We start from the raw sequence: 26,211 nt of genomic DNA, 5'->3' as shown, positions 1-26,211 counted from the left end.
TACGATGAGCAAGCGCGAATCGTCCAAGTACAAGATTGACCGCCGTATGGGCGAAAACATCTGGGGCCGTCCGAAGTCCCCGGTGAACCGCCGCGAATACGGCCCGGGCCAGCATGGTCAGCGCCGCAAGGGCAAGCTCTCTGACTTCGGTGTGCAGCTGCGCGCCAAGCAGAAGCTGAAGGGTTACTACGGTGATCTGCGCGAAAAGCAGTTCCGTGCAATCTTCGCTGAAGCCTCCCGCCGCAAGGGCGATACCTCTGAAAACCTGATCGGTCTTCTGGAGTGCCGTCTGGACGCGATCGTCTATCGCGCCAAGTTCGTTCCGACCGTTTTCGCTGCCCGCCAGTTCGTGAACCACGGCCACGTGACCGTGAATGGCGTCCGCGTCAACATCGGTTCCTACCGTTGCAAGGCTGGCGACGTCATCGAAGTTCGTCAGAAGTCGAAGCAGCTCGTTTCCGTTCTGGAATCGATTGCCCTGGCTGAACGCGACGTTCCGGACTACATCGAAGTCGACCATAACAAGATGGTTGCGACCTTCGCTCGTGTTCCGGCGCTCGGCGACGTACCGTATCCGGTCGTCATGGAGCCGCATCTGGTGGTCGAATTCTATTCGCGTTAATCGCGAGGCGTTTTCGCATACGGAAAAGCCGCCTCTTTAGGCGGCTTTTTTGTTACCTGGGGAAGTACAATGACGGACTTGCAAGCAGTTCTTGACAGCATCCACAAGGAGCTGACGCCCCGGATTGGCGAGGGCGCGGTTGCGGACTATATTCCAGAACTCGCCAAGGTTGATCCGGAACAGTTCGGCTTGAGCGTAATGACGGTAGACGGCAAGGTCTACAGCGTCGGCAATGCTGATATCCCGTTCTCCATCCAGAGCATTTCGAAGGTTTTCATGCTGACGCTTGCGCTTGGCAAGGTCGGCGAGGGCTTGTGGAAGCGTGTCGGCCGTGAGCCTTCGGGTTCCGCGTTCAATTCGATCGTCCAGCTCGAACATGAGCAGGGCATTCCGCGCAATCCCTTCATTAATGCGGGTGCGATCGCGGTAACCGATGTCGTCATGGCCGGCCACGCGCCACGCGAGGCGATCGGCGAGCTGCTGCGATTCGTCCGCTATCTCGCGGACGACGAGTCGATCACGATCGATGATCGCGTTGCAAGGTCCGAAACGCAGACGGGCTACCGCAATGTCGCGCTTGCCAATTTCATGCGCTCCTATCGCAACCTCGATCATCCCGTCGACCACGTGCTTGGAGTCTATTTCCACCAGTGCGCCTTGTCGATGAGCTGCGAGCAACTCGCGAAAGCCGGCCTCTTCCTCGCCGCACGCGGCAGCAATCCGATGGCCGGCCACTCGGTCGTATCGCCGAAGCGGGCCCGTCGCATCAATGCACTGATGCTGACGTGCGGCCATTATGACGGCTCCGGTGACTTCGCCTATCGTGTCGGTCTTCCCGGCAAAAGCGGTGTCGGTGGCGGCATCTTTGCCGTGGCGCCGGGCATCGCGTCGATCGCGGTCTGGTCGCCGGGCCTCAACAAGGTCGGTAACTCGCAGCTCGGCGCCGTCGCGCTCGAAATGCTGACGGCTCGGACCGGCTGGTCGGTTTTCGGCGATTGACGCTGGGTTGTCTTGGCGGTTTCTGCTAAGGCGGAGGCAGACTCTGATTGGACGAGAGAATGAATATCGCAGCTGACATTGCCGATGAGCTGGAAAGGCCGAACGCGGATAGCGCGATCGCGCACGCGCTCTTTGCCGAGGCTCCGAATTCGGTGTCGTTCAACAAGCTGCGCAAACGGTTGTTACGGAACGTCAGGCAGGCATTCGATGATTTTGCCATGCTGAAGGGGCAGAAGCGCTGGCTAATCGGTCTCTCCGGCGGCAAGGACTCGTATGGGCTGCTTGCGCTTCTCCTTGACCTGCAGTGGCGCGGTCTGCTGCCGGTGGAACTGATCGCCTGCAATCTCGACCAGGGCCAGCCGAACTTCCCGAAGCATATCCTGCCTGAATATCTCACCAAGGTCGGTGTCAAGCACCGGATCGAGTATCGCGATACCTATTCGATCGTAAAAGAGAAGGTTCCTGAGGGGGCAACATATTGCTCGCTCTGTTCGCGTCTTCGTCGCGGCAATCTTTACAGGATTGCCAAGGAAGAGGGCTGCGACGCACTGGTGCTCGGTCACCATCGCGAGGACATTCTCGAAACCTTCTTCATGAACTTGTTCCACGGCGGGCGGCTTGCCTCCATGCCGGCGAAACTGCTCAATGACGAGGGCAACCTGATGGTGCTGCGCCCGCTCGCCTACTGCGCCGAAGACGATATGGCGAAGTTTGCGGTTGCCATGCAGTTTCCGATCATCCCCTGCGATCTCTGCGGCTCCCAGGACGGGTTGCAGCGCAATGCGATGAAGGACATGCTCGCCGATATCGAGCGTCGCATGCCGGGCCGCAAGGACACGATGTTGAGAGCACTCGCACATGTAAACCCGTCGCATCTGCTCGATCCAAAGCTTTTCGATTTCGGCGGCCTCATGGCTGGAGAGACCGTGCCGAAAAGCGAATAGTCGGCGCTCACGCCAAAGAAGGAAAGTCCATGAGTTCCACGATAGATGTAACGACGCTTGCCGATCTCCTGAGGCGGGCGGCGAAGGCAGAGATATTGCCGCGTTTCCGTCGCCTTGGGAGCGATGACGTCCGCGCCAAGAGCGAGGCGACCGACCTGGTGACGGAAGCCGACCTGCACGCGGAGCGGATGATCAAGGCGGAAGCCGCAGCCCTTTGGCCAGATGCGGTGTTCATCGGTGAGGAGTCAGCCGCGGCGGATCCCGATCTGCTCGGTAAGCTCGAGGGAGCGGACCTTGCCATCGTCGTTGATCCCGTGGATGGTACGTTCAATTTCGCTTCCGGCATTCCGGCTTTCGGAGTCATGGCCTCCGTAGTGTTCAAGGGTGAAACCGTTGCCGGCATCATCTACGACCCGATGGGCGACGATTGGGTGATTGCGGAGACAGGCGGCGGCGCATGGCTTCGACGTCCTGACGGGGAGGCAGAACGGCTCTCGGTCGCGGCGCCCGTCGCGCTGGAGGACATGGTTGGCATGGCGTCCACCGGCTTTCTGCCGAAGCCGAAGCGCAGTGAGATCCTTGCGAATTTGGCCAAGGTTCGATTTCTTGCCAACTATCGCTGCGCGGCTCACGAATACCGCGCCTTTGCTGGCGGCCACGTGCACTACCTGATGTATAACAAGCTGATGCCCTGGGATCATCTTGCGGGCACACTTGTCAGCATCGAGGCTGGCGCCCATGCGGCCCGTTTCGACGGTTCGCCCTACCTCCCGCATCATACCCGCGGCGGCTTGCTGATTGCCCCTGACCAGGACAGCTGGGACATTCTGCGGCGTGAAATCTTCACCATCTGATATCGAGGCTGCCGCCTTACGCGGACTGCCACCACTGACGTCGCGCTTCGTGGGTGCGATATTCGCGCTCCCAACAGAACGCCGTGCGCACAGACGTACAATACGGATAGGCACGCCTATCGTAGATATCCTCTCGCTTTTGAAATGACGAGGAGGGAGTGATGGATATCGCGCAGGCGCTGGCTTTCTTGCTGTTTGCGTTTATCGCGGCGGTTACGCCGGGACCCAGCAACACGATGATCCTGTCCACCGGTGCCGCTGTCGGCACCTTGAGAGGCATCGGCTGTCCGCTCGGCGCATCGCTGGGCATGGGCGTGATGATCGTTCTAAGTGCCTTTGGCGTCGGAGAAATTGTCGCCGCCGCGCCGGCCATCGTAATAGCGATGAAGATGGCGGGATCTCTGTTTCTGCTGTGGCTGGCTTGGAAGATCGCCAATGCCGGCACGGTCGAAGCGAATGGACAGAGGCGGGCGGTCGGATTCCGGCAGGCTTTTCTATTTCAATGGCTGAACCCGAAAGGCTGGCTGGTCGCGCTGAGCGCAGGTAGCACCTTCCTTGTATCCCCGCAGCAGGCTCAGACTAGCGGCGCTTTGTGGATGGGTGTGCTGTTTGCAGCAGCCGCATTTCCGGCCGGGTTCCTTTGGCTCGTCCTGGGTGCTCTCGTGGCCCAGGTTCTGCGGACCTCGCGCGCGGCGAGGTTCTTCAATATCGCCATGGCGTTTGCGCTGGCTCTGTCGGTTGCCCTTGTGTGGCGCTAACTCCTGAAAGAATTGCGCCCGCAACGACGTGTCGCGGGCGCTAAGGAACGCTCTACGCGTTAGAAATGACCGGCGCCCGGATCGAGCTGCGGGCTGTCGCCTGGGTGCGTGAAGAGCTTGCCGCCTTCCGCCCAGAGCGTCGCCGCGATGCTGATCGCGCCGAACACGGCAAAGCCACCGAAGAGCGGCTGGACAGTGCCGTTGAAGAGCTGGCCAACCGTGCCGCCGAGGATCGCGCCGAAGGTCGTCGACACGAAGCCGGTGATGGCGGTTGCTGTGCCAGCGAGGTTGCCCATCGGCTCCAGGCTGATGGCTGTGAAGTTGGTCGCGATGACTGCGAACATCATCAGCAGGATCGTGAACAGCGCATAGGCGAAGGCGAAATCGGGCCGACCGCCCAGCGCTTTGACGTAGCCGATTGCCGAAACGATCGTGAAGACGATCATGGCGACATGCGAGATACGGCGCATGCCGAACTTACGCACGAAGAAGCCGTTGGCGAAGTTTGCGACCGCGATGCCGCCTGCCGTTGCCGCAAAGGCAATCGGCAGCCAATCGCCAAGGCCGTAGACTTCACCGAAAACCTGCTGGACCGAAATGACGTAGGCGCTGATGACAGCCGTGAACATTGTCAGGCCGATCATGTAGCCGCACGTGATCTTATTCGTCAGAACGGTTTTGAAGCCATCGACGACGGAGCCGACCGATAGCGGAATGCGCTCTTCCTTCGGCAGCGATTCCTTCAAGCGCAGTGATGCCCAGACAAACAGGATCCCACCAACGAGACCGAGCAGGATGAAGATCCAGTGCCAGTTGGCATAGGTGATGATCAGCTGACCGACGGAAGGTGCCACGATCGGAACGATCATGAAGACGATCATCACATAGGACATGACACGGGCCATCTCGCGGCCACCAAAGCAGTCACGAACGATGGCCATGGTGGTGATGCGAACCGCTGCGCCGCCGAGGCCTTGTATAAAGCGCATGACAAGCAGCATTTCAAAACTGCCCGTGGCTGCCGCGCCGAACATGGCGAGCACGTAAACCGCCAAACCGCCGAGCAAGATGTTGCGGCGGCCGAACGTGTCGGACAGGCTGCCGAAAATGATCTGCGAGACGCCGAAGCCCAGGAAGAAGACGCCGATGACCAGCTGCGCATCGTTGGCGTTGGCGACGCCGAGCGAATGGCCGATTGCGGGCAGGGCCGGCAACATGCTGTCGATCGCCATGGCAATACTGGCGGTCATGATGGCTATGGTCACGACGAATTCGACAAAGCCCATGCCTATTCGGCGGGAGCCCTGGTTTTCAACATGCGGTTTATGATGTGGCGTCATAATGGAAATCCTGAAATACGAGCGAGCGACGCGATCAGACCGCAGGATTGTGCGGCTGGAAGAGGCGCCCCTTTTCTGCGATCAAAACGAAGATCAGACCGATGATCGAAACGGTGAAATATCCCGCGACCATCGGCAATGCTGTCCCGTTGAAGGCCTGGCCGATGCCGGCGCCGATCAACGCGCCGCCGACCGTACTCATGAAGCCCAGGACGGACGATGCCGTGCCCGCGACATGGCCAAGCGGCTCCATCGCAAGCGAATTGAAATTGGATCCGATCCAGCCGAACTGGAACATTGCCAGACCGAAGAAGCCGATGAAGAACGGGAAGGGTAGCGGCTGCGGGCCGAGGATGAGGGATGCGAGCCAGATGGTGTTGACGGCGATGAAGCCGGCCAACGCACCATGCGACAGCCGCCGCATCCCGAACTTGCCGACGAGCCGCGAATTCAGGAACGACGACAGCGACATGAAAACCGCGACGCCGGCGAAAGCCACGGGGAAATAAGCGCCGAGATCATAGATGCCGACATAGATCTGCTGGGCGGAATTGATGAAGCCGAACAGCGAGCCGAAAATGAAGGTGCTGGCGATCGTATAGCAGAGAGCTGTCCGGTTCGTGAGCACGAGCTTGAAGCCGCCGATGACCGAGCGAGCGGTAAATGGGCGAATATTCGAGGGGTGCAGGGTTTCGGGAAGCCGCATATAGGCCCAGACCGAGATCAGGGCCGCCATGAGCGCGATGAAGACAAAGATCAGATGCCAACTGCCGAAGAACATGATGATCTGGCCGCTGCCTGGCGCGATGACAGGGACAATCATGAAGACCATCATGATCAGTGACATGACCTCTGCCATCTGCCGGCCCCCGTAGATGTCACGGACAATGGAGATGGTGATGACGCGCGTAGCAGCCGAACCGACGCCCTGAACGAATCGAAGCGCAAGCAGACCAGCAAAGGACGGCACCAGCGCAATGCCGAGGGCGGAAGCGATATAGATGGCAAGGCCGATCAGCAGAGGTAGGCGACGGCCGAAACGGTCGGAAAGGGGACCGTAGAAAAGCTGTGCGAGGCCGAAGCCGAGCAAATAGGCGGAGACGACGAACTGACGATGATTTTCGCTTTCGATACCAAGACTTGCGCCGATCTGCTGCAGCGCCGGAAGCATGATGTCGATGGCAAGGGAATTGACCGCCATCAGGAAGGCAGCAAGCGCGATGAACTCCCCTTTGCCCATGGGCAATTGGCCCGCGTGCACGGCTTGTGATGAATTTGTCACAATGAAATTCCCATAAACGGGCCAAGGCGCTGTTCAGCACAGCGCCTCGGACTCAAAATACAGATTTGGAAACCGGGCGAAACGCCCGATGACCGGACAGGTCAGGCGGCGCCGCGAACGGTCACGCCATGTTCCTGCAGGTGCTGCTGCAACTCACCGGCCTGGAACATTTCCCGGACGATGTCGCAGCCGCCGACGAACTCGCCCTTTACGTAAAGCTGGGGGATCGTCGGCCAGTTGGAATAGTCCTTGATGCCCTGGCGGATTTCGGAGTCAGCGAGCACGTTGATGCCCTTGTAATCGACGCCGATGTAATCGAGAATCTGCACGACCTGGCCGGAGAAACCACACTGCGGAAACTGCGGCGTGCCCTTCATGAAGAGGACGACGTCGTTGCTCTTGATCTCGTTGTCGATGAATTCGTTGATACCGCTCATAGGGACCTAATCCTTTCCACAGGCGAGTTAAAGGCCCGCCGTTTCAATCGTTAAGCTTAGATAGCATGTGATCGCGCGAATTCCAGCAGGCGCCGGCAAAAAAAGAGCACCCTATCGGTTTGCGGGAGGCGGATTGTTGCGCTTGCGTTACGCCGGTTGCTGAGCCGACGCGAGAAGGCATTCGGCGCGACCGGTCTCGGGGCAACTTACCCGGATTTCGCCACAATTGTCGCGGAATGCGTCGCAGCAATTATCAGCCGCGTGCGCGGCAACGAAAGAAAATAATGACATTGATTTCGAAGAGGGTGGTTCTCCATTTTCCGGGGTTCGAGCCACTTGATGCGCGCGCTCACAGGGCGCGCTACGAACGATCCGCAAAGCAAAGCATGGCCGTCTGGGACTTTGGAGTGACCATCGGCGGGCCCAAATGCATGTCGGATTCGACAAGTTTCAAGGTGACGTCGATTGCGGATGGTTGGGAAACCAACAGCCATATTCATGTCTTTGATCACAATGCTCTCGTGGAGCGGCTTGGAGCCGACAGCCGGGCGTGGCAAATTCTCGCGGGCTTTTGGGCCGCTGTGCAGGTTATCGGTTACGGCGGGATGGCCGGCTATTTCAGGCATGCATGGCGATTTGGACTGTTCTTCATCTTCCCGTTTCTGATGATGATCCTCGGCTTCTCGCTAAGCGCAACGATCGCCGTCATCCCGGTTGGAATGGAATTGCCGGCCCCTCATCTCTTCTGGAGCGTAGGGTTGGCGTCGTCCTTCTTCATCTTCGCGTTCCTGCCCTTTGCTGAACGCTTCTACACATTGCATCTCTTCGCGGACTGGCGCATGGCGGTGGCGCTCGCTCGCATGAGCCGTTCGGAATTCAATGAATGGCTCGATCGCTGTGCTGTGGCAGCTCGTGCCGCTTTGTCGGAACCGGCGGATGAATACGTGATCTCGTCTCACAGCATGGGTTCGAGCGTTGCCGCGCATGTGATCGGACGCCTTATCGAGGAGCAACCAGATGTCTTCGGCGATAAGAGAGTGGTGTTTGCAACGCTCGGGTCGGCGCTTCTGCAATGCGCGCTGTTGCGTCCGGCGAAATTGTTGCGGTCACGCGTGGGCTTGATCGCCGGCTGCGAGAACGTCCATTGGCTCGACGTCCAGTGCCTGACGGATGCAATTCACTTCTACAAGGTGCCGGTCGTGGCCGTTTGCGGACATGGCGATCTACGCCCGGCCAAGGTGGTGTACATCCGCGTCAAGCAAATGCTGACGGCCGAACATTATCGCAAGATCAAGAAGGACTTTCTGCGCGTGCACCGACAGTATGTCCTGGGGCCGGATCTGCGGGCGCCGTTTGATTTCACGCTGCTGACGGCCGGCCCGCGCTCGGCATCCATGCTTGCCGAGGCTGGCTACAGCAAAATGCCCGGCTTCTAACCGGGCATTTTGCGTTCGACATCAATCAGGCGCCGATGTCTGCAGGGCCAGAGCGTGCAATATGCCGCCCATGTTTCCCTTGAGAGCCTCGTAGACCATCTGGTGCTGCTGCACACGGCTCTTGCCGCGAAAGGCTTCCGCGACGACTTCAGCCGCGTAGTGATCGCCGTCGCCGGCGAGATCGCGGATTGTGACCTTGGCGCCGGGAATTCCGGCCTTGATCATGTCTTCGATATCACCGGGTTTCATAGGCATGATCGTTACTCCTTGCGCATTATTCCGTGGCAGCCAGTGTGCCATGGCCTTCCATGTAATCAGGGAACCATGATTCATGGGCGTCGCGCAATTGCTGAATCGGCAGGGAGAGCAGATCGTCGACCACGAGCTTATCGCCTTCAACGGTGCCGAGCCGGCGGAACGGTACACCCGCACCTTCTGCATTTGCGCAGACGAAGCTCGCAACGTCCGCCGGCACCGTCAGGACATAGCGGGCCTGATCCTCGCCGAACAGCAATGCGTGTGGTGCGCCCCTGCATTCATTGAGGCTAATCTTGAGGCCCTTGCCGGATGCCATCGCCATTTCGGCGAGCGCAAGGACGAGACCGCCGGACGAGATGTCGTGGCAGGCAGTTGCCTGGCCGTTGCGGATGGCGGAGCGTACGAAGTCGCCATTGCGGCGCTCCGCAAAGAGATCGACTTCAGGGGCGGGGCCTTCGAGGCTGCCAGCAATGTCGCGCAGGTAGGCCGACGAACCGAGATGGCTGCCGTCGGTGCCGATCATGATGACCTTGTCGCCATTGGAGGCGCTGCCGATACGCGCCATCTTCTTCCAGTCAGACAGAAGACCGACGCCAGCGATCGTCGGGGTCGGTAGGATCGCGACGCCGTTGGTCTCGTTGTAAAGCGAGACGTTGCCCGACACGATCGGGAAATCGAGGACGCGGCAGGCTTCGCCGATGCCTTTTACTGCCAGGACGAACTGGCCCATGATCTCCGGCTTTTCGGGATTGCCGAAATTCAGGTTGTCGGTGGCCGCCAACGGCTCTGCCCCTGTGGCGGTGATATTGCGCCAGCACTCTGCGACCGCCTGTTTGCCGCCTTCAAAAGGATCGGCCTCGACATAGCGCGGTGTGACGTCAGAGGAGAACGCGAGGGCTTTGGTCGGATGGTTCTCGACGCGAACGACGCCGGCATCGCCACCCGGAAGTTGGAGCGAATTGCCCTGGATCAGGGTGTCGTACTGCTCGTAGACCCAGCGGCGGCTTGATTGATTCGGAGAACCGACAAGCTGCAACAGCGCCTGACCGTAGTCTGCCGGTTCGGCCACGAGATTTGCGGGCAGGGGCGCGCGCTTATCCGACTCGCGCCACGGACGATCATATTCGGGCGCCTGGTCGCCGAGATCCTTGATCGGCAGGTTTGCGACTTCCTCGCCCTGATGAACCACGCGGAAACGAAGGTCGTCAGTCGTCTTGCCGACGATCGCGAAATCGAGGCCCCACTTGACGAAGATCGCCTTCGCGACGGCTTCCTTTTCCGGCTCCAGAACCATGAGCATGCGCTCCTGGCTTTCCGACAGCATCATTTCATAGGCCGTCATCTGCTCTTCACGCACCGGCACGGTATCCAGATCGAGCAGAATACCCAGATCGCCCTTAGCGCCCATTTCGACGGCCGAGCAGGTGAGGCCGGCAGCGCCCATGTCCTGGATGGCGATGACGGCGCCGGTTTGCATCAGCTCGAGGCAGGCTTCCAGCAGGCACTTTTCGGTGAAGGGGTCACCGACCTGAACGGTCGGGCGCTTTTCCTCGATAGACTCGTCGAATTCGGCCGAAGCCATCGTCGCCCCGCCGACGCCGTCGCGCCCGGTCTTGGCGCCGAGATAGACGACCGGCAAGCCGACGCCCTTGGCTTCCGACAGAAAGATCGCGTTCGACTTTGCGAGGCCAGCCGCGAAGGCGTTGACCAGGATGTTGCCGTTGTAGCGGGCGTCGAATTCGACCTCGCCGCCGACCGTGGGCACACCGAAGGAATTACCATAACCGCCGACGCCCGAGACGACACCGGAGACGAGGTGACGAGTCTTCGGATGGTCCGGCTCGCCGAAGCGCAGCGCATTCATTGCAGCGATCGGGCGGGCACCCATGGTGAATACATCGCGCAGAATGCCACCGACGCCGGTTGCCGCGCCCTGATACGGCTCGATGTAGGAGGGGTGGTTGTGACTCTCCATCTTGAAGACAACGCAGTCGCCATCATCGATATCGACCACACCGGCGTTCTCGCCAGGCCCCTGGATGACGCGCGGGCCTTTGGTCGGCAGGGTGCGCAGCCACTTCTTGGAGGATTTATAAGAGCAGTGCTCGTTCCACATCGCCGAAAAGATGCCGAGCTCCGTGAAGGTCGGTTCGCGGCCGATCAGGTCCAATATCCGCTGATACTCGTCTGGCTTCAGGCCATGGGCGGCAATCAGTTCGGGGGTGATCGGGCGGGTATTGGAAATGGTCATGAGCTCTCGGAAGTCCCTGCCGTTGCGCGATTGCGGTGTCTTTAGCCTAACTGGATGGAACGCGCGACAGGAAAATGCCCGCTGTTAACAGACAGCGGGCACCGAATGGTAACTATCATGGTAGCTTAGAACTTGTAGCCGACCTGAATACCGGCGCGCGTCATGCCGTTGTTCGGCCCATCGCAGAGATTGGCGTGGGACGAATGGGCAACCTGGGCGACCACGTCCCAGTGTTGGTCGAAGCGCTAGCCGGCATCCAGGGATTCCCGAAAGAGGAATCGACAGCCGAGGTTCGGGCCATCCGTGTTGCCTTCGAGCTCCCCATCGTGCCAGACGCCGCCGAAGCCGCCGTGGCCGCCACAAAAAACGCTACTGACGAACGCCCTACAACTTTCAGAAATTCGATCGCCATTCAGATTCCCTCATCCGACTAGCGTCAGGATCCGGCTGAATTCGTAGCATCGATCGGGGCTTGGTAAAGCGAGTTTGAGAGGGGCTGGGGCCTTTTACTTCGGACGTGCGGCCAATCTAGCGCAGTCTCAGATCTCACCGTCATAACCCGCGCCACCGCTTTCTAGCAGGCGTCGCAATGTCGTGAGGCCCGCAACCAAATCGTCGCGGTTCCGGGGCGAGGAGAAGCCTACTCGAACGCGATGATAGACTTTCTCGGCTCGCGCAGCCTTGAATTCGTCCTCGTCGTCGATCAGCACGCCCTCTCCGTAAGCAGCGTTCTTGAACGTTCCCGACAGCCAGGGATCCGGCAGCTTCAGCCACAGGAAGGGGACATGTGGATGCGATACGAAGTCGTATCCTTGCAACTGCTCCCGTGCGAGGCGCTCACGGACGGCGAGTTCCACTGTGCTGGCCTTACGGATTTCGTGTGCCTGACCGCTCTCGACGAGACGCGCGCAAGCCTCGGCCAGAATGAATGGCAGTCCGCCGGTGATCATCTTGTGTGTCACCTTGATCCGCTGAGCAAAATGCGGCGGGCAGGCGACCCAGCCGCCTCGCACGCCGGCAGCCACCGATTTCGAAAGGCCACTGATCAGGAACGTGCGATCGGGTGCGAGCGACGCAAGCAAGGGGTTTTCGTCGCCAGTCATACCGCCGTAGAGATCGTCTTCGATTAGCCAGACACCGTGGCGGCGTGCTATCTCGGCGACGCGTGCCCGGCGCTCGTGTGGCATCGTCGCCAGGGTGGGATTGTGCGCGGTCGGCATGAGGAATGCGAGCTTTGGGTGCTGCTGAAGGCACAGGCGCTCGAAGTCATCAGGAATCACGCCATTTTCGTCGGACTCGACGGTGATCGTGCGGCGGCCGAGAATACGTGCGCTGCGGCTCACCTGCGTATAGCTCAACTCTTCGAAGACGATCTTGTCACCGGGCGACGACACGGCTGAGATGACGGCGACAGCAGCCGCGTGGGCTCCAAGGGTAGGGACGATGTTTTCCGTCTCCGGCATCCAATCGTTTCTGGCGAGCCAACGCCGGCCGGCCGCGTACCAGTTCTTGGGAAACACACGCGAATAGGACGAAATCTCGGAGAGCTGCTCCTCGCCGATCGCGGCAAGAACACTGCCGATGATCTTGCCCTGGCCAAGATCCGGCGCGGCCGTGGTGTCGAAACGTATCTTGCCGGCGGGCGCATCGATCGGGCGTGTTCCGCCGAGCGCAACCGTTAGCGGGTCCGGTTGATTCCCGGGTGCTGTCTCGGCGCGATCGAGCACGTAAGTCCCGCGCCCAACTTCTCCGGCGACGAGACCGCGCTCGTGCACGAGCGCATAGGCTCGGCCGATTGTCCCAATTGTTACGCCGATATCATAGGCGAGGTTCCGTTGCGGCGGCAATTTGCTGCCAGCAGCCAAGGTGCCACTGGCTATGGCTGATTCAATGCTGTCCGCGATCCGGAGGTAAACCGGGCCGGAGCCGCGCGAAACATCTGGGAGCCAATTTGTCATCATGACAATTCTCTATATTGTCACCCTCCATGCGTCAACATTATCTGCACAACAGATACAATTCATTTGGAGAATGATATGTCTGTCGTTCCAGAAAGCGAGACCCGGATTGCATCTCTACTTTCCGGGGTGCAATCGATTCAATGCCGTGTTTCGCGAGAGTTGCCATTTGCCCGGGCAGTGCTTCAATCCGCATGGCGATGGCTCTTATATCGGCATGAGAAACGGCAGAGCCGTAGGGCTCTGCTCGATCTGACGGATGACGAGCTGTTGGATATTGGCGTCACGCGTGAGGATGCGCGCAAGGAAGCCGGCAAGTCGTTCTTCTGGGACTGATCAGCCGCAGGCCTTGTTGCCCGAAGCCCAGCGGGTGACATCGTTGACAATGCGCGGTCCGGTGGCGCTTTGCATCATCGGACCAAAGGCATCGAGCTTTGAGGGATTGCCTTCCGCTTGAACGACGAGCAACGGGCGACTCTCGGGGCTCCCCTTGTGCACGACGAGAATGCGAGGACGACCGGAGAAGGAATTCAATTCCGGCGCCAGCCTGTATGCGGCAAAGGCCGCGTCGCCGGATTTGAACCAGCAGGAATTCGCACCGAGAGCGACGCGCTCCATGGTGGACAGCGCGCTGCGATCAGGACCCTTCGCCGGCGTATTCGACTGGCAGGACGCGAGCAGCGCCGCCGTTGCGGCAATCGCGAAAACACGTGTCGTCGTAAGGCGAGGGCGCATCAACTTGCTCCAATGACCGGATGAATGGCCTCATACGTGCCGAAAGTTAAGCAGCGATTACCTCGAGAGCAGAAGCGAACAAACCACGGCCGTCGGAACCGCCATGTGCTGCTTCGATGAGGTTTTCCGGGTGCGGCATCATGCCGAGGATGTTGCCCTTGTCGTTCATGACGGCGGCAATATCGTTGAGGGAGCCGTTCGGATTGGTGCCTTCCGCATAGCGGAAAACGACCTGGCCGCTGCCTTCGATCCTCGCCAGGGTCTCGGCGTCGGCGAAGTAGTTGCCGTCGTGATGGGCGACTGGGCTACGAATGATCTGGCCCTTGGAATAGGCGCGGGTGAAATCGGTGTCTGCGTTGACAACTTCGAGCTTGATCTCACGGCAGACGAACTTGAGTGAGGCATTACGCATCAGCGCGCCGGGAAGCAGACCGGCCTCGAGAAGGATCTGGAAGCCGTTGCAGACGCCGAGAACCTTGACGCCCTTGTTTGCCTTTTCGATGATCGCCTGCATGACCGGCATGCGCGCAGCGATGGCACCGCAACGTAGGTAGTCGCCATAGGAAAAGCCGCCAGGGATGACGATCAGGTCGACGTCTGGAATGTCCGTCTCGGTTTGCCAGATGGTCACCGGCGCGTGACCGGAGATTTTCGTCAGTGCAGCGATCATGTCGCGATCGCGATTGAGACCCGGAAGTTGAACGACGGCTGATTTCATGAGTGCGACTAAAACCTTGTTTGTGCTTCTGCAAGTTCTCGAAGGACGAGACGCTTTTCAATTCGCTCCAGCCGGCCTTCATGCCGGCCGAGGACGCCGTAAATACTATGTATTTCCTGCTGCATCGAGGTCATCGTGTCGCGCATGCAGTGCATTTCGCTCCGGATTTCGTCAAGTGATGCATCCAGCGTATCGATGTGCTCGTGCATTTTCGTCAACAACTCAAGCATGAGCTCTTGCGTCAATTCAGCCATCGAGTGCGCTCCACGACTAGGTTAGTCGACGGAAATATTATAGTTCTCGATCACCGTATTTGCGAGGAGTTTTTCACACATTGCCTTGAGGTCACTCTCCGCTTTCGCCTTGTCAGCGCCTTCGAGTTCGACGTCAAAAACCTTGCCCTGACGAACATGGCCCACACCATCGAAGCCGAGCGCGCCAAGGGCGCCCTCGATTGCCTTGCCCTGCGGATCGAGAACGCCGTTCTTCAGCGTGACGGTTACACGAGCCTTGATCACTTTATCGTCCCTGTCTTTGCTTAGCCTGAAAGTCTTACTTCACGAGCACCGGACCAGTGCCACGCACAGGTTCGTTCTCGTTGATGATGCCGAGGCGGCGCGCAACTTCCGAATAGGCTTCGAGAAGTCCACCCATGTCGCGGCGGAAGCGGTCCTTGTCCATCTTTTCGCGGGTATCGATATCCCAAAGACGGCAGGAGTCCGGCGAGATCTCGTCGGCCAGGATAATGCGCATCATGTCGCCTTCATACAGGCGGCCGCATTCGATCTTGAAATCGACGAGCTGGATGCCGACGCCGAGAAAGAGACCGGTCATGAAGTCGTTGACGCGGATGGCGAGCGCCATAATGTCATCGAGCTCGGCGGGGTTGGCCCAGCCAAATGCCGTAATGTGCTCTTCAGAGACCATTGGATCGTCGAGCGCGTCGGACTTGTAGTAGAACTCGATGATCGAGCGCGGCAGCACTACGCCTTCTTCGATGCCGAGGCGCTTCGACAGCGAGCCGGCGGCAACGTTGCGGACGACGATCTCAAGCGGGATCATTTCCACTTCGCGGATCAACTGCTCGCGCATGTTGAGACGGCGAATAAAGTGTGTCGGAATCCCGATCTTGTTCAGATGGCTGAAGATGTATTCCGAAATGCGGTTGTTCAGGACGCCCTTGCCATCGATGACTTCGTGCTTTTTCTTGTTGAAGGCGGTGGCATCGTCTTTGAAGAACTGGATCAGCGTGCCCGGCTCCGGGCCCTCATACAGAATCTTTGCCTTGCCCTCGTAAATACGGCGGCGACGGTTCATTGCAATTGTTCTCTATCGTTGGCGCTCTTGGGATAGCGCGAGTGGATCGATCTCGTGGCGTCCCCTTAAAGGAAAAGCGAGGGTTTCACAATCCGCCTGTCACTCCTTCCCCGGAATCCGGATTGCCGGAGTTCCGCTAAGAGAATCGAAGACTTTCTGCAAAGAGTTTACAGGTTTTTTGCGATCAACGGAACGTGAGCCGTCCCCATCGAGGCCGTCATGCAGACCTTTATCTTTGGCCGGAGCCGTTGACCGACTTGCGCAGATCCTGCTGGAGGCCCCTAGCAGGGCCTTCCACGCCCCGCCAGGACGCCGCCCGTACGAAAGGCGCTATCTGCATCGCGGGCATCGGACGGGCCAGCGCATAGCCCTGAAGCATATCGCAGCCGAGGTCGTAGAGAATGCGGACGTGATCCATCGTCTCGACGCCCTCGGCAGTGACCAGAATATTCAGCGAGCGGCCGATATCGATGATCGAACGGACCAGTTTTCGCTGCTCTGCCGAATGCGGCAGCATGCGGATCAGTTCGCGGTCGATCTTCAAGGTCTTGGGGCTCAGCTTCAAAAGGCTGACGATCGACGCGTGGCCCGTGCCGAAGTCATCGATCTCGATATCAATGCCGAGCCGGCGCAGGTGCCGGAGGTTGGCGATCACAGCATCGTCGCAGTCGTCCAGCGAGATCGATTCCAGCAGTTCAAATGAAATCGTCCGAGGTTCGATCTTCAGGCCACGAAGCTTCTTCGCGAGGTTCGGATCTGCGAGGCGACGTGACGAGACGTTGACTGCGATCTTGGGGATGCGGAGGCCCTCATCCGCCCACCGCTTGCGATCAGCCAGCGCCTGCTCGAGGATAAGACCGTCGATCGTCGAGACAACATCCAGATCCTCGGCGATCGCGAGGAAGCGATCGGGCGCCAGCAAACCGTGCTCCCGATGCTGCCAGCGCGCCAGGGTCTCGACGCCAGCAACTTCGAGCGTTCGGGCATGGAACTGCAGCTGGTAAAACGGAACAAACTCGCCGCGTTCTAGGCCCAACAGGATTTCATCCGCCAAGCGCTTGCTGGCGATAATGCGTCGACGCTCATCGGTCGAGAAGAATTCGTGCCGGTTGCGCCCACCGCTCTTGGCCCGGTAGAGTGCAATATCCGCATTCAGCAGAAGCTGCTTGGCGTCGAGTGCCGGGCCGCTATCCGTCGCGATGCCGATGCTTGCGCCGAAACGGCAATCGTGACCCTCGTAGCGGATAGGCTTGCACAGTTCGCGAATAATGCGCTCAGCGAGATTGGAGATTTTCTTTGGGGTGACGTCCAGCGTGCAGAGGACGACGAATTCGTCGCCGCCGATACGAGCGACGAAATCGGTAGAGCGGACGTTTCTCTTCAAGACCTGCGCAACATGTTTCAACATCGCATCACCGGCCCGGTGACCGAGCGTGTCGTTGATCTGCTTGAAGCGATCGAGATCGATATGGAGGATTGCAAGTGTCAGGCCGGTACGTCGACATTCGGTGGAACGCTCGTCCAGCATACGGTCTAGGTATCGGCGATTGGGTAGCTCTGTGAGATAGTCATGCAGCGCCAGACGCTCGATGTCTTCCTTGGCGCTTTCGAGTTCCTTGTTGCGGGCTTCCGCCAGATCCTTGGCGCGCTGCAACTCGTTATTGAGCCGAACTTCGGCAGTAACATCCCAATTCGCACCGATCAGCTTGCGGCGTCCGTCGCTGTCGAAAAAGAAAGCAGCCTTTGCGCGAATGACGCGCTCGATGCCGTCCTGTCTGATGATGCGGAACTCGTGCTCGAAATCTGTGTTGTTCGTGACGCTGTCATTGATCGTTGCCAGCACGCGATCCCTGTCGTCGGCATGCAACGAGGCCTCCCAGGCATTGCCAGTGTCGGCCGGCGAAGTGTCGGTAATGCCATAGATCGCCAGAAGGCGGTCGTCCCAATCGACGGTGCCGTTTTCGATGTCCGCCTCAAAGACGCCGATGTTGGAGATATCAAGGGCAAGGTCAAGCCGCCGCGACACGTGCGCGAGCCGCTCTTCCGCCTCCTTGCGCTCGGTGATGTCCGTATCGGTGCCGACGAGCCGGGCAGGGGCACCGTTTTCGTCCCATTCAACACAGGCGCCACGGCACTCAATCCAGATCCAATGACCGTCCCTGTGCCGCTCTCGATACTCGAAAATCTGGTAGTTGGGATCGCCGGCATTCTGACGATCGATGGCCTTTACGACGAATTCCCGATCGTCCGGGTGGATGAGTTCGATCCACGCATCATAGTCGCCGTCGGCTTCCTCATCGGGCGCCATGCCGCGCATGACTTTCCAAGTGTCGGAGTAATAGCGCTTGCCAAGACGAAGGTTGTGATCCCAGACGCCGAGGCCTGATCCCACAAGAGCGTAGTTCCAGCGGCTCTCGCGCTCCGAAAGTTCAGCACCATTCTGCGGCGCCATGCTGCCGTCAAACGCTGCAGCTTTGACCTTCGTTTTCGATTTGGCCCGTTTATCGGGAGTTGCTTGCTTCAAACTGCATACTCGCTCTTTTAGCGTGTATATATTTTGCATTTATTGAATTAAACAGCCCTTAATGTCGCAAAAATAATAATAATGCGAAAACAAATGCTTAGTTGCACCTTGATCGCGCAGCTGCTGAGATGCGGGTAATTTTTCCGGAGTATGGCTACACTTGCCCGGCGGCACCCTATATCGCCCGGGTTGGGGAGGGGAAATGACATGTCTCCAGAATGGCCGATGTTCATACTGCAATGCATCGTTCTCGTCGGCTTGGCGGGCGTTCTCTTCATTCGCGGCGAGGGCGATTAGCCGACAATCAGCCGCCATGGTGCTTGTTTCCGCGACGCGTCTCCTCGGGCCGCTGCCGATCTCACTGATGCTACTCAGGCAGGGCGGCTAGGCTATGGCTTCAAACGGCTGAGGAACTGCGCAAACACCATGGTGCCTTCCGGCCAAGGACCGTGGCCGGACTCGCTGTTGATGTGGCCGGCTTCCCCGGCGTCGATGAGGAGTGATCCCCAGCTCGCAGCGATATCATCAGCATGTTCGTAACTGCCGAAGGGATCGTTGCGACTGGCGATCGTAAGAGTGGGAAATGGAAGGGGATCGCGCGGGTACGGGCCGAACGTCATCAGATGCTTTGGCCGTATGGCATGATTCGCGACGTCGGGCGGTGCGACGAAAAATGCCCCGGCAACCTTGTTGTGAAAATGCGGAATGGCGTGGATAGCCGACGGGATGCCGAGCGAATGCGCCACGAGAACCACCGGATGCGTCGCGGCATTGACTTCTTCGGCGATGCGGCGAACCCAATCGTCGCGGACCGGCTTCGACCATTCCGCCTGTTCGACGCGACGAGCCGTACTGAGCTTGGCCTCCCAGCGGCTTTGCCAGTGGTCGGGACCGGAGTTCGTGTAACCGGGGATGATGAGAATTTCGGCGTCAGAAGCTTTCATGATCGCCGGATTTGAGAAAGCTTGGCTGCTATGTCAAGGGAGGGTGGGACAAGGCCGTCGAAATTTGTTATGTTTTTTCGGCAGTGCCGGTTGCGTCTCGTATCGGCGTCGTCGCCGATCCTTTCGCTGCCGGCCATCTTGGCTGAGGAGGAGAAAGCCATGACGGCATTCCATGTTATGTCGGGTGCGAGCGATGTCTACACACGCCCGGTCGTCAACAAGATCAGCGTTGCAGATGTCTTCGATGCGCTACGGCGCGGGCTCGATGATTTTCGAGAAAAACCATCCCACTATGTCTTTCTATGCCTGATGTATCCTATCGCCGGGATTTTTCTTGCGCTCGCAACCTCGAGTGCCAACCTCCTGCCGATGATTTTTCCGCTTATCTCGGGTTTCGCGCTGATCGGTCCGATTGCCGCGATTGGCCTCTATGAGATCAGCCGCAGGCGTGAAGCCGGTATGGACACCTCCTGGACGCATGCGATCGAAGTAACGAGATCGCCGGCGTTCCCATCGATCATTGCCGGCGGATTGCTGCTGTTCGGCTTCTTCGTCGTCTGGCTGGTCGCAGCGCAGACACTTTATGCCAACGTCTTCGGCGACGTCTTTCCTCGTTCGATGTCGTTGTTCTTCTCGGAGATCTTCGGGACACCCGAGGGATTGCAATTGATCATCTGGGGACATGTTCTCGGTCTCGGCTTTGCCATTGTCGTGCTCGCCACGACCGTGGTGACCTTCCCATTGTTGCTGGATCGAGACGTCGGGCTCGTCTGCGCGATGGAAACTTCCGTCAGGGCAACTGTCGCCAATCCGATCCCTGTCTTGTGCTGGGGTCTGATCATCGCCGTTTCCCTCATCGTCGGAACGATCCCGTTGTTCGTTGGGCTGGCTCTGGTGATGCCGGTGCTCGGGCACGCCAGCTGGCACCTCTATCGGAAACTCGTCGCGCCGCCGGTTGTCTGACAGCGGCAAGACCGGGAACTGCAACACCTCCCTTGGAGTTTCGCTGAGGCGGATACCGAGGGAGGTAGATATGGCTAGACCGCAACATCTCTTTACCCGCTTTGCCAGCAAGACGTCCGAATGGGCGGGTAGGCCCGCGACATTCGTGCTTGCGGTTGTACTCGTCGCAGTCTGGGCGGGAACCGGCCCGGTTTTCGATTTCTCCGAGACGTGGCAACTCGTCATCAACACGGGAACGACCATCATCACCTTCTTGATGGTTTTCGTACTGCAGAATGCTCAGACGCGAGATGCGCGGGCGGTGCAGGCCAAACTGGACGAAATCATCCTCACCAGCCACGCGGAAAACCGCTTCATCGGCATCGAGCATCTTGATGAAGAGGACCTCCAGCATCTGGATCGCCTCGTCGCCAAGGCGGCGAAGGGGGTTCGCAACGAACGCTCTACTACAGCGTCGAACGAGAAGAATGGCAGCAGTGACAAGCCGAGCGGCAACGGCGCATCGGCAAAGCCCAAGAAGGCTAAACGGAAAACGGCGCCCCTCGCGAGGGCACCGTCTCAATGATCCAACTCAGGCGGCGCCGAAGACGCGCCGGAAGATCGTATCCACATGTTTTGTGTGGTATCCGAGGTCGAACTTTTCTCGGATTTCCTCTTCGGACAACGCTGCCCGGACCTCTGCGTCGGCCAACAGTTCCTCGAGGAAGTCCTTGCCCTGTTCCCAGACTTTCATCGCGTTGCGCTGGACGAGCCGGTAGGCATCTTCACGCGACACGCCGGCCTGCGTCAGCGCCAGAAGCACGCGCTGCGAATGCACGAGGCCGCGGAACTTGTCGAGATTCTTCATCATGTTGTCAGGATAGACGACGAGCTTCTCGATGACACCCGCCAGCCGGTTCAAGGCGAAGTCGAGCGTGATCGTCGTGTCGGGCCCAATGGCGCGCTCGACGCTGGAATGGCTGATATCGCGCTCGTGCCAGAGGGCAACGTTCTCCATCGCCGGAACAACTGACATCCGGACCAGCCGCGCCAGACCAGTGAGGTTCTCGGTCAATACCGGATTACGCTTGTGCGGCATCGCGGAAGAGCCCTTCTGGCCAGGCGAGAAGTATTCCTCAGCTTCCAGAACTTCCGTGCGCTGCATGTGACGAATCTCGATCGCGACGTTTTCTATGGAGGACGCGATCACGCCGAGCGTGGCGAAGAACATCGCGTGGCGATCACGCGGAATGACCTGCGTCGAAACGGGTTCCGGGATCAGGCCGAGCTTGGCGCAAACATGTTCCTCGACCCGCGGGTCGATATTGGCGAAGGTGCCGACGGCGCCAGAAACCGCGCCGGTGGCGATTTCGGCACGCGCGGCCACGAGACGCGCGCGGTTGCGGCTCATCTCGGCGTAGAAGCGCGCCAGGGTCAGCCCCATGGTCGTTGGCTCGGCATGAATGCCGTGGCTGCGCCCGATGCGAATGGTGTCCTTGTGTTCGAACGCACGTGCCTTCAGTGCGGCAAGCACCCGGTCCATGTCGGCGAGCAGAATGTCAGCCGCGCGCACGAGCTGGATATTCAGCGTGGTGTCGAGAACATCCGAAGAGGTCATACCCTGATGGACGAAGCGGGCATCAGGGCCGACGATTTCAGAAAGGTGCGTCAGGAAGGCGATGACGTCATGCTTGGTGACGGCTTCGATTTCATCGATGCGCGCAACATCGAACGTGGCGGCACCACCGCGTTCCCATATCGTCTTGGCGGCGGATTTCGGGATGACGCCCAGTACGGCGAGCGCATCGCAGGCGTGAGCCTCGATCTCGAACCAGATGCGGAATTTGGTCTCAGGGGACCAGATGGCGACCATCTCAGGTCGGGAGTAGCGCGGGATCATGGCTTCCTGCTTTCGTTCATAAAGGGAATGCTGGCGCCCCTGTAGCAAAGACAGGCGGCAATCTCAACGCATCCGTTTTGCAAGCGCAAAGCTGGTGCCGAAAAGGCAGAGGAGGCCGAGCGGAAGAAACAGGCGCAGCCCCAGCACCGCGAACTGATACACGGCGCTGGCTCCCGTAAAGGCGAACTGAAATACCCATGTCAGAGATCCAAAAGGAGCGTGCCATGCGGAGTAGAAGACACGGTAGTCCATGGCAAAGAGAAAGGCTGTCATCAGAATGGTGCCGGCGGCCAGTGCTACGAAGAATGCGGCAAAGCGTGTCTCCAGGGATCGTTGATGCGCAAAGAAACGACCCAGAGGCAGCATGAACGGCCATGCCAGCAAGCCGCCCACAAAATAGAGTATTGCGAGATCGCGTACATGTGCCGTCTCCATCCCGTTCCTGAGATAGAGGGCGGCCATTGCCGATGTCAGCATCTGCGCGCCCCACAGGAGGGCACCGATAAGGAGCTCGGAGAGGGATGGGCGAGCCGCCTTGAGCCGCTCGGAGATCAAAGACGGCCTGCTTTCGTCACGACTTCGATTGGCCTTCCGCGGCACTGCGCAGAGCGCTGATCGCGGTCTTGTAAGCCTCCACGGTGCCGCCCTTGAAAATCGCCGAACCGGCAACCAAAACGTTGCCACCGGCCCTGCCGATGATCGGGGCGGTTTCGACGGTTACACCGCCGTCGACCTCAAGATCGATTGGCCTGTCACCGATCAGTGACCGCGCGGCGGCAATCTTGTCCGCCATTGCTGGAATGAATTTCTGTCCACCGAAACCGGGGTTGACGGACATGATGAGGATCAGGTCAACGTCATCGAGTACGTTCTCGATCGCAGAAAGTGGCGTCGCTGGATTAATCGTCACGCCGACTTTCTTGCCGAGCCCTCGGATAGTCTGAAGCGAGCGGTGAAGATGTGGACCGGCCTCGGCGTGGACGGTGATGCGGTCGCAGCCAGCCTTGGCGAATGCCTCGAGATACGGGTCGGCCGGCGCGATCATCAGATGGCAATCGAACACAGCATCCGTGTAGGAGCGCAGCGACTTGATCACGTCGGGGCCGAAGGAGATGTTCGGGACGAAGTGGCCGTCCATAACATCGAGATGGATCCAGTCGGCTCCGGCCGCTGTCACGTCGCGCACTTCCTGGCCGAGCTTGGCGAAGTCGGCAGCAAGGACGGATGGCGCGATCCGAATGGGCGTGGTCATTGTAATCTCTCCCTAAAACTCATGCCGAAGCGCACGACGCTACTCGATCGGTGGACTCGGCGGGACGAACGAACCGGCATGCCACTGCAGCAAGCGGTATGGGTTATCCGCCAGTTCGTGGCCGGCATTGAAAGCAACTTTTCCGATGACCGTTTCGAACGACGTCCCGCCGATATGCTGGGCAATGGGCCTGTCATCCGCGCCGGCATCAAGCGCCGCTTTCGCCGCGATTTCTACTGCGGCATAGGCAGGCAACACATAGCCTTCGGGCTCGGCACCATTGGTGCGGAACGCGTCAACCACAGCCTTGGCCTCCGGGCGCGCAGCATAGTCTGGGAGGACAACGGCCAAAACGCCGTCCGCGAGTTGGAGTGGCTGGTCGGCAGCGCGCATGGCGTCCCCACCGAGTATATCGAGATGGATTTTCTCCGCCGCAGCATCTCGTGCGATGACGGCAACATCGCTGCGATCTCCACCGACGAAGACCTTTGTCGCCCCGGCCTTCCTCAGCCGTCGCACGAGAGCGACCTGTTGTTCCTGGCCCGGTCGATAAGTGTCGGTAAACACGGGTTTGAGGCCCTTTTCCTCGAGCGCATTGCGGATTGCTTCCGTAAGCTCGCGACCATGGATGGTGCCGTCCTCGATCAGAGCGATCGGAGAGGCCGCCCACTCACGCAGGATCAGGTCGATGATCTTTTCCGCTTCGGCACCATCGGCCGGCGCAAGCCGGTAGAGCGGCCAGCCATTCTTCAGCGCATCTTCCATGAGGATGCGCGAACGCACCGAGACAGTGATTGCCGGGATATTTGCGTCCTTCAGCTTCGGCAGCGCTCCTTCGAGCGTCTCGCTGCAGAGAAAGCCCACGGCAACCTGAACCTTGGCATTGATAAGGGCATCGGCGATCGCTGCACCGCTATTTTCCGCGCAAGTCTCGTCGATCGTGACGATCGTATCGCCGTCCTGCTGGACCTTGGCACTCGCACCGGCGATGATCTGGGCACCAATTGGCGCGAGATTGCCATTCTGCGGCGCTACGATACCAACGATTAGGCCGGCAGCATGGCATTCTCCGGCCGCAAGGAGCAGCATCGGCAGAAGTGCTAGGCCACGCAAAGTATTCATAAAAGATGCCGGTCCCAATCGTTTGTCTGCTCTTTTATCCGTCCGGCATCGATCGTCAAAGAAAAACGCACAATGAGGAAGCTTTTCGCCCGGCTTTTGTAGAAAACGTAAGAGATCACCTTCATATTAAAGGAAACGACAACCCGGCGATGCCGGATGGAGAATGCATTTGTTGAACAAACAACCGATCGATCCGCGCCTCTACCGGGATGCGATGAGCCGCTTTGGGGGCCATGTGCAACTCGTGACGACGGCAATCGGCGAGGAGCGCCGCGGCGTGACGATCACCGCCGCTTGCTCCGTATCGGATGACCCTGCGACCATTCTGGTATGCTTGAACAACAGCAATCCAAAGAATGACATCTTCTTCCGGAGCGGCATCTTTGCGTTGAATACGCTGGCGGCGCACCATCAGGCGCTTGCTGATGCCTTTTCCGGCCGCGCCCAACTGACAAACGACCAACGGTTCCAGACGGGCGCCTTCGATAGGCTCGTGACCGGGGCGCCCGTTCTTCGCGATGCGCTTGCCTCCTTCGATTGCCGCGTAAGCGAGATCAAGGAAATGTCGACGCACCACATCATTTTCGGTGAGGTCGTCGCCATCCGCTACAACGAGGCGAAGCCCGCGCTTGTCTATATGAACCGCGACTATCACACGCTATAACTTCCCGAAACGGGAGGAAACATGTCGGATCAAGCTCATCCGCCGCTGCCGTCGTCGATCGACGAAACGATCGCGATGCTGGGCAATCAGAATTATCTGGCGGGGCGGCCCCTCGGTACAGTCCTTTTCCTGGCCCTGAAAATGAAGCGCCCCCTGTTCCTGGAGGGCGAGGCGGGCGTTGGAAAGACGGAGATCGCCAAGGTCCTGTCGAAGGCCTTGGGACGGCCGCTGATCCGCCTGCAGTGCTACGAGGGGCTGGATATCGCCTCAGCCGTCTATGAGTGGAACTATCCGGCGCAGATGCTGGAAATCCGTCTCGCTGAAGCGTCCGGGCTTACCGACCGAGACAGGATCGAATCGGATATCTTTTCCGAGCGTTACCTGATCCGCCGGCCCGTGCTGCAGGCTCTATCCAGCGCGAATGGTCGGGCACCGGTTTTCCTCATCGATGAACTCGACCGGACCGATGAGGCCTTCGAGGCCTTTCTGCTAGAGGTTCTTTCCGACTTTCAGGTTACGATCCCTGAGCTTGGCACCATCAGAGCCGCCGAACCGCCGATTGTCATCATCACCACGAACCGGACGCGCGAGGTCCACGACGCCCTGAAGAGGCGCTGCCTTTACCATTGGGTTGATTATCCCGATGCCCCGCAGGAACTCGAGATCATTCGCCGGAAGGTGCCAAGCTGTAATGCTGCTCTGTCCGCCCAGATCGTCGCCTATGTGCAGCGGCTTCGGACGCTGGACCTCTTCAAGAATCCGGGGGTTGCCGAGACGATCGATTGGGCGACTGCGCTAACCGAACTCGATCGCTTGGCGCTCGATCCGGAAACGATCTCCGACACCATCGGGACGCTGTTGAAGTACCAGGATGATATCGCTCGAATCCAAGGCAGCGACGGTGCGCGGGTACTCGAAGACATCAAAAGCGAACTGCAGGCGGCTGGATAACAA

Annotated in this window: 28 protein-coding genes and 1 pseudogene; 11 read left to right on the top strand and 18 right to left on the bottom strand. The window is 59.2% G+C overall.

The annotated features are described in order from the left end of the window. Positions 1–4: 4 nt before the first annotated feature. From rpsD to RGCCGE502_RS10485, 5 genes are all read left to right on the top strand, one after another. Positions 5–622, top strand: coding sequence for a 30S ribosomal protein S4 (gene rpsD, locus RGCCGE502_RS10505; protein ID WP_016554141.1), 618 nt, complete (start codon positions 5–7; stop codon positions 620–622). A gap of 69 nt (positions 623–691) precedes the next feature. Beyond that, positions 692–1,621 (top strand): glutaminase, encoded by a 930-nt coding sequence (locus RGCCGE502_RS10500; RefSeq protein ID WP_016554140.1) that lies wholly within the window; start codon positions 692–694, stop codon positions 1,619–1,621. A gap of 59 nt (positions 1,622–1,680) precedes the next feature. Continuing rightward, positions 1,681–2,565 (top strand): tRNA 2-thiocytidine(32) synthetase TtcA, encoded by an 885-nt coding sequence (ttcA, locus tag RGCCGE502_RS10495; RefSeq protein WP_016554139.1) that lies wholly within the window; start codon positions 1,681–1,683, stop codon positions 2,563–2,565. Between the two features lie 29 nt (positions 2,566–2,594). After that, the gene (locus tag RGCCGE502_RS10490; protein ID WP_016554138.1) at positions 2,595–3,419 is read left to right on the top strand and encodes an inositol monophosphatase family protein; all 825 of its coding nucleotides are present in this window, start codon (positions 2,595–2,597) and stop codon (positions 3,417–3,419) included. A gap of 161 nt (positions 3,420–3,580) precedes the next feature. Continuing rightward, a complete protein-coding gene (locus tag RGCCGE502_RS10485) occupies positions 3,581–4,177 on the top strand; it encodes a LysE family translocator (protein WP_016554137.1) in 597 nt (198 codons plus the stop codon). Positions 4,178–4,236: 59 nt separating this feature from the next. On the opposite strand, the gene RGCCGE502_RS10480 is transcribed toward RGCCGE502_RS10485, so the two are convergent. The 3 genes from RGCCGE502_RS10480 to grxD all read right to left on the bottom strand — a co-directional run bounded on the left by RGCCGE502_RS10480 (position 4,237) and on the right by grxD (position 7,236). Further along, positions 4,237–5,517, bottom strand: a complete 1,281-nt coding sequence (locus RGCCGE502_RS10480; RefSeq protein ID WP_016554136.1) for a multidrug effflux MFS transporter — start codon at positions 5,515–5,517, stop codon at positions 4,237–4,239. Positions 5,518–5,551: 34 nt separating this feature from the next. Further along, positions 5,552–6,757, bottom strand: coding sequence for a multidrug effflux MFS transporter (locus RGCCGE502_RS10475; RefSeq protein ID WP_016554135.1), 1,206 nt, complete (start codon positions 6,755–6,757; stop codon positions 5,552–5,554). A gap of 143 nt (positions 6,758–6,900) precedes the next feature. Continuing rightward, positions 6,901–7,236 carry a Grx4 family monothiol glutaredoxin gene (gene grxD, locus RGCCGE502_RS10470; RefSeq protein WP_016554134.1) on the bottom strand — a complete coding sequence of 112 codons (336 nt, stop codon included), beginning with the start codon at positions 7,234–7,236 and terminating at the stop codon, positions 6,901–6,903. A gap of 284 nt (positions 7,237–7,520) precedes the next feature. On the opposite strand from grxD, the gene RGCCGE502_RS10465 reads away from it, so the two are divergent. Further along, positions 7,521–8,672, top strand: a complete 1,152-nt coding sequence (locus RGCCGE502_RS10465; protein WP_016554133.1) for a hypothetical protein — start codon at positions 7,521–7,523, stop codon at positions 8,670–8,672. Between the two features lie 21 nt (positions 8,673–8,693). On the opposite strand, the gene RGCCGE502_RS10460 is transcribed toward RGCCGE502_RS10465, so the two are convergent. The 4 genes and pseudogenes from RGCCGE502_RS10460 to RGCCGE502_RS10445 all read right to left on the bottom strand — a co-directional run bounded on the left by RGCCGE502_RS10460 (position 8,694) and on the right by RGCCGE502_RS10445 (position 13,139). Continuing rightward, the gene (locus RGCCGE502_RS10460; RefSeq protein WP_007789538.1) at positions 8,694–8,927 is read right to left on the bottom strand and encodes a BolA/IbaG family iron-sulfur metabolism protein; all 234 of its coding nucleotides are present in this window, start codon (positions 8,925–8,927) and stop codon (positions 8,694–8,696) included. A gap of 19 nt (positions 8,928–8,946) precedes the next feature. Continuing rightward, on the bottom strand, positions 8,947–11,181 hold the full coding sequence (gene purL, locus RGCCGE502_RS10455) for a phosphoribosylformylglycinamidine synthase subunit PurL (RefSeq protein ID WP_016554132.1): 2,235 nt from the start codon (positions 11,179–11,181) through the stop codon (positions 8,947–8,949). A 125-nt stretch (positions 11,182–11,306) separates the two neighbouring features. Further along, a pseudogene (locus RGCCGE502_RS35265) lies at positions 11,307–11,528 on the bottom strand (acyloxyacyl hydrolase); the annotation flags it as partial. 192 nt (positions 11,529–11,720) lie between these two features. Continuing rightward, positions 11,721–13,139: an aminotransferase-like domain-containing protein gene (locus tag RGCCGE502_RS10445; RefSeq protein WP_016554130.1), complete on the bottom strand. Its 1,419-nt coding sequence runs from the start codon at positions 13,137–13,139 to the stop codon at positions 11,721–11,723. Between the two features lie 78 nt (positions 13,140–13,217). Between RGCCGE502_RS10445 and RGCCGE502_RS10440 the strand changes: the two genes are divergently transcribed. Then, positions 13,218–13,475, top strand: coding sequence for a YjiS-like domain-containing protein (locus RGCCGE502_RS10440; RefSeq protein WP_016554129.1), 258 nt, complete (start codon positions 13,218–13,220; stop codon positions 13,473–13,475). Here RGCCGE502_RS10440 and RGCCGE502_RS10435 read toward each other — a convergent pair whose 3' ends face one another. The 7 genes from RGCCGE502_RS10435 to RGCCGE502_RS10405 all read right to left on the bottom strand — a co-directional run bounded on the left by RGCCGE502_RS10435 (position 13,476) and on the right by RGCCGE502_RS10405 (position 19,377). After that, a complete protein-coding gene (locus RGCCGE502_RS10435) occupies positions 13,476–13,874 on the bottom strand; it encodes a hypothetical protein (protein WP_016554128.1) in 399 nt (132 codons plus the stop codon). Positions 13,875–13,920: 46 nt separating this feature from the next. Then, complete coding sequence (gene purQ / locus RGCCGE502_RS10430; RefSeq protein WP_016554127.1) at positions 13,921–14,592, bottom strand: phosphoribosylformylglycinamidine synthase subunit PurQ; 672 nt, start codon at positions 14,590–14,592, stop codon at positions 13,921–13,923. A gap of 8 nt (positions 14,593–14,600) precedes the next feature. After that, the gene (locus RGCCGE502_RS10425; protein WP_016554126.1) at positions 14,601–14,846 is read right to left on the bottom strand and encodes a hypothetical protein; all 246 of its coding nucleotides are present in this window, start codon (positions 14,844–14,846) and stop codon (positions 14,601–14,603) included. A 21-nt stretch (positions 14,847–14,867) separates the two neighbouring features. Continuing rightward, positions 14,868–15,110, bottom strand: coding sequence for a phosphoribosylformylglycinamidine synthase subunit PurS (gene purS / locus RGCCGE502_RS10420; RefSeq protein ID WP_007789552.1), 243 nt, complete (start codon positions 15,108–15,110; stop codon positions 14,868–14,870). Positions 15,111–15,144: 34 nt separating this feature from the next. Continuing rightward, complete coding sequence (gene purC / locus RGCCGE502_RS10415; RefSeq protein ID WP_007532892.1) at positions 15,145–15,909, bottom strand: phosphoribosylaminoimidazolesuccinocarboxamide synthase; 765 nt, start codon at positions 15,907–15,909, stop codon at positions 15,145–15,147. A 229-nt stretch (positions 15,910–16,138) separates the two neighbouring features. Next, positions 16,139–18,433 (bottom strand): putative bifunctional diguanylate cyclase/phosphodiesterase, encoded by a 2,295-nt coding sequence (locus RGCCGE502_RS10410; RefSeq protein WP_016554125.1) that lies wholly within the window; start codon positions 18,431–18,433, stop codon positions 16,139–16,141. 389 nt (positions 18,434–18,822) lie between these two features. Next, positions 18,823–19,377 carry an RBBP9/YdeN family alpha/beta hydrolase gene (locus RGCCGE502_RS10405; protein WP_016554124.1) on the bottom strand — a complete coding sequence of 185 codons (555 nt, stop codon included), beginning with the start codon at positions 19,375–19,377 and terminating at the stop codon, positions 18,823–18,825. 159 nt (positions 19,378–19,536) lie between these two features. Here RGCCGE502_RS10405 and RGCCGE502_RS10400 point away from each other — a divergent pair, with 159 nt between their 5' ends. Continuing rightward, positions 19,537–20,340, top strand: coding sequence for a DUF2189 domain-containing protein (locus RGCCGE502_RS10400; RefSeq protein ID WP_016554123.1), 804 nt, complete (start codon positions 19,537–19,539; stop codon positions 20,338–20,340). A gap of 70 nt (positions 20,341–20,410) precedes the next feature. Further along, the gene (locus RGCCGE502_RS10395) at positions 20,411–20,905 is read left to right on the top strand and encodes a low affinity iron permease family protein (protein WP_016554122.1); all 495 of its coding nucleotides are present in this window, start codon (positions 20,411–20,413) and stop codon (positions 20,903–20,905) included. Positions 20,906–20,911: 6 nt separating this feature from the next. Here RGCCGE502_RS10395 and purB read toward each other — a convergent pair whose 3' ends face one another. The 4 genes from purB to RGCCGE502_RS10375 form a co-directional block, all read right to left on the bottom strand. Then, positions 20,912–22,219, bottom strand: a complete 1,308-nt coding sequence (purB, locus tag RGCCGE502_RS10390) for an adenylosuccinate lyase (protein WP_016554121.1) — start codon at positions 22,217–22,219, stop codon at positions 20,912–20,914. 63 nt (positions 22,220–22,282) lie between these two features. Then, positions 22,283–22,774, bottom strand: a complete 492-nt coding sequence (locus tag RGCCGE502_RS10385) for a hypothetical protein (protein ID WP_016554120.1) — start codon at positions 22,772–22,774, stop codon at positions 22,283–22,285. 16 nt (positions 22,775–22,790) lie between these two features. Then, positions 22,791–23,471: a ribulose-phosphate 3-epimerase gene (gene rpe / locus RGCCGE502_RS10380; RefSeq protein WP_016554119.1), complete on the bottom strand. Its 681-nt coding sequence runs from the start codon at positions 23,469–23,471 to the stop codon at positions 22,791–22,793. Positions 23,472–23,510: 39 nt separating this feature from the next. Then, a complete protein-coding gene (locus tag RGCCGE502_RS10375) occupies positions 23,511–24,593 on the bottom strand; it encodes a branched-chain amino acid ABC transporter substrate-binding protein (RefSeq protein ID WP_019279852.1) in 1,083 nt (360 codons plus the stop codon). A gap of 169 nt (positions 24,594–24,762) precedes the next feature. On the opposite strand from RGCCGE502_RS10375, the gene RGCCGE502_RS10370 reads away from it, so the two are divergent. Next, a complete protein-coding gene (locus RGCCGE502_RS10370) occupies positions 24,763–25,257 on the top strand; it encodes a flavin reductase (protein WP_016554117.1) in 495 nt (164 codons plus the stop codon). A 21-nt stretch (positions 25,258–25,278) separates the two neighbouring features. After that, positions 25,279–26,208: an AAA family ATPase gene (locus RGCCGE502_RS10365; protein WP_016554116.1), complete on the top strand. Its 930-nt coding sequence runs from the start codon at positions 25,279–25,281 to the stop codon at positions 26,206–26,208. Positions 26,209–26,211 lie beyond the last annotated feature (3 nt).

It is taken from the genome of Rhizobium grahamii CCGE 502 (assembly GCF_000298315.2).
In the GTDB taxonomy this organism is placed as follows: Bacteria; Pseudomonadota; Alphaproteobacteria; order Rhizobiales; family Rhizobiaceae; genus Rhizobium; species Rhizobium grahamii.
This window is presented reverse-complemented; position numbering and strand designations above follow the sequence as displayed.

Bases quoted from the DNA above. Each gene is read 5' to 3' on its own strand.
- RGCCGE502_RS10465 (WP_016554133.1), top strand. From the start codon at position 7,521: ATGACATTGATTTCGAAGAGGGTGGTTCTCCATTTTCCGGGGTTCGAG.
- purB (WP_016554121.1), bottom strand. From the start codon at position 22,219: ATGATCCCGCGCTACTCCCGACCTGAGATGGTCGCCATCTGGTCCCCT.
- rpsD (WP_016554141.1), top strand. From the start codon at position 5: ATGAGCAAGCGCGAATCGTCCAAGTACAAGATTGACCGCCGTATGGGC.
- purQ (WP_016554127.1), bottom strand. From the start codon at position 14,592: ATGAAATCAGCCGTCGTTCAACTTCCGGGTCTCAATCGCGATCGCGAC.
- rpe (WP_016554119.1), bottom strand. From the start codon at position 23,471: ATGACCACGCCCATTCGGATCGCGCCATCCGTCCTTGCTGCCGACTTC.
- purL (WP_016554132.1), bottom strand. From the start codon at position 11,181: ATGACCATTTCCAATACCCGCCCGATCACCCCCGAACTGATTGCCGCC.
- purC (WP_007532892.1), bottom strand. From the start codon at position 15,909: ATGAACCGTCGCCGCCGTATTTACGAGGGCAAGGCAAAGATTCTGTAT.
- RGCCGE502_RS10445 (WP_016554130.1), bottom strand. From the start codon at position 13,139: ATGACAAATTGGCTCCCAGATGTTTCGCGCGGCTCCGGCCCGGTTTAC.
- grxD (WP_016554134.1), bottom strand. From the start codon at position 7,236: ATGAGCGGTATCAACGAATTCATCGACAACGAGATCAAGAGCAACGAC.
- RGCCGE502_RS10475 (WP_016554135.1), bottom strand. From the start codon at position 6,757: ATGGGCAAAGGGGAGTTCATCGCGCTTGCTGCCTTCCTGATGGCGGTC.
- RGCCGE502_RS10425 (WP_016554126.1), bottom strand. From the start codon at position 14,846: ATGGCTGAATTGACGCAAGAGCTCATGCTTGAGTTGTTGACGAAAATG.
- RGCCGE502_RS10485 (WP_016554137.1), top strand. From the start codon at position 3,581: ATGGATATCGCGCAGGCGCTGGCTTTCTTGCTGTTTGCGTTTATCGCG.
- RGCCGE502_RS10480 (WP_016554136.1), bottom strand. From the start codon at position 5,517: ATGACGCCACATCATAAACCGCATGTTGAAAACCAGGGCTCCCGCCGA.
- RGCCGE502_RS10375 (WP_019279852.1), bottom strand. From the start codon at position 24,593: ATGAATACTTTGCGTGGCCTAGCACTTCTGCCGATGCTGCTCCTTGCG.
- RGCCGE502_RS10460 (WP_007789538.1), bottom strand. From the start codon at position 8,927: ATGCCTATGAAACCCGGTGATATCGAAGACATGATCAAGGCCGGAATT.
- RGCCGE502_RS10435 (WP_016554128.1), bottom strand. From the start codon at position 13,874: ATGCGCCCTCGCCTTACGACGACACGTGTTTTCGCGATTGCCGCAACG.
- RGCCGE502_RS10400 (WP_016554123.1), top strand. From the start codon at position 19,537: ATGACGGCATTCCATGTTATGTCGGGTGCGAGCGATGTCTACACACGC.
- RGCCGE502_RS10440 (WP_016554129.1), top strand. From the start codon at position 13,218: ATGTCTGTCGTTCCAGAAAGCGAGACCCGGATTGCATCTCTACTTTCC.
- RGCCGE502_RS10490 (WP_016554138.1), top strand. From the start codon at position 2,595: ATGAGTTCCACGATAGATGTAACGACGCTTGCCGATCTCCTGAGGCGG.
- RGCCGE502_RS10365 (WP_016554116.1), top strand. From the start codon at position 25,279: ATGTCGGATCAAGCTCATCCGCCGCTGCCGTCGTCGATCGACGAAACG.
- RGCCGE502_RS10500 (WP_016554140.1), top strand. From the start codon at position 692: ATGACGGACTTGCAAGCAGTTCTTGACAGCATCCACAAGGAGCTGACG.
- RGCCGE502_RS10405 (WP_016554124.1), bottom strand. From the start codon at position 19,377: ATGAAAGCTTCTGACGCCGAAATTCTCATCATCCCCGGTTACACGAAC.
- RGCCGE502_RS10395 (WP_016554122.1), top strand. From the start codon at position 20,411: ATGGCTAGACCGCAACATCTCTTTACCCGCTTTGCCAGCAAGACGTCC.
- ttcA (WP_016554139.1), top strand. From the start codon at position 1,681: ATGAATATCGCAGCTGACATTGCCGATGAGCTGGAAAGGCCGAACGCG.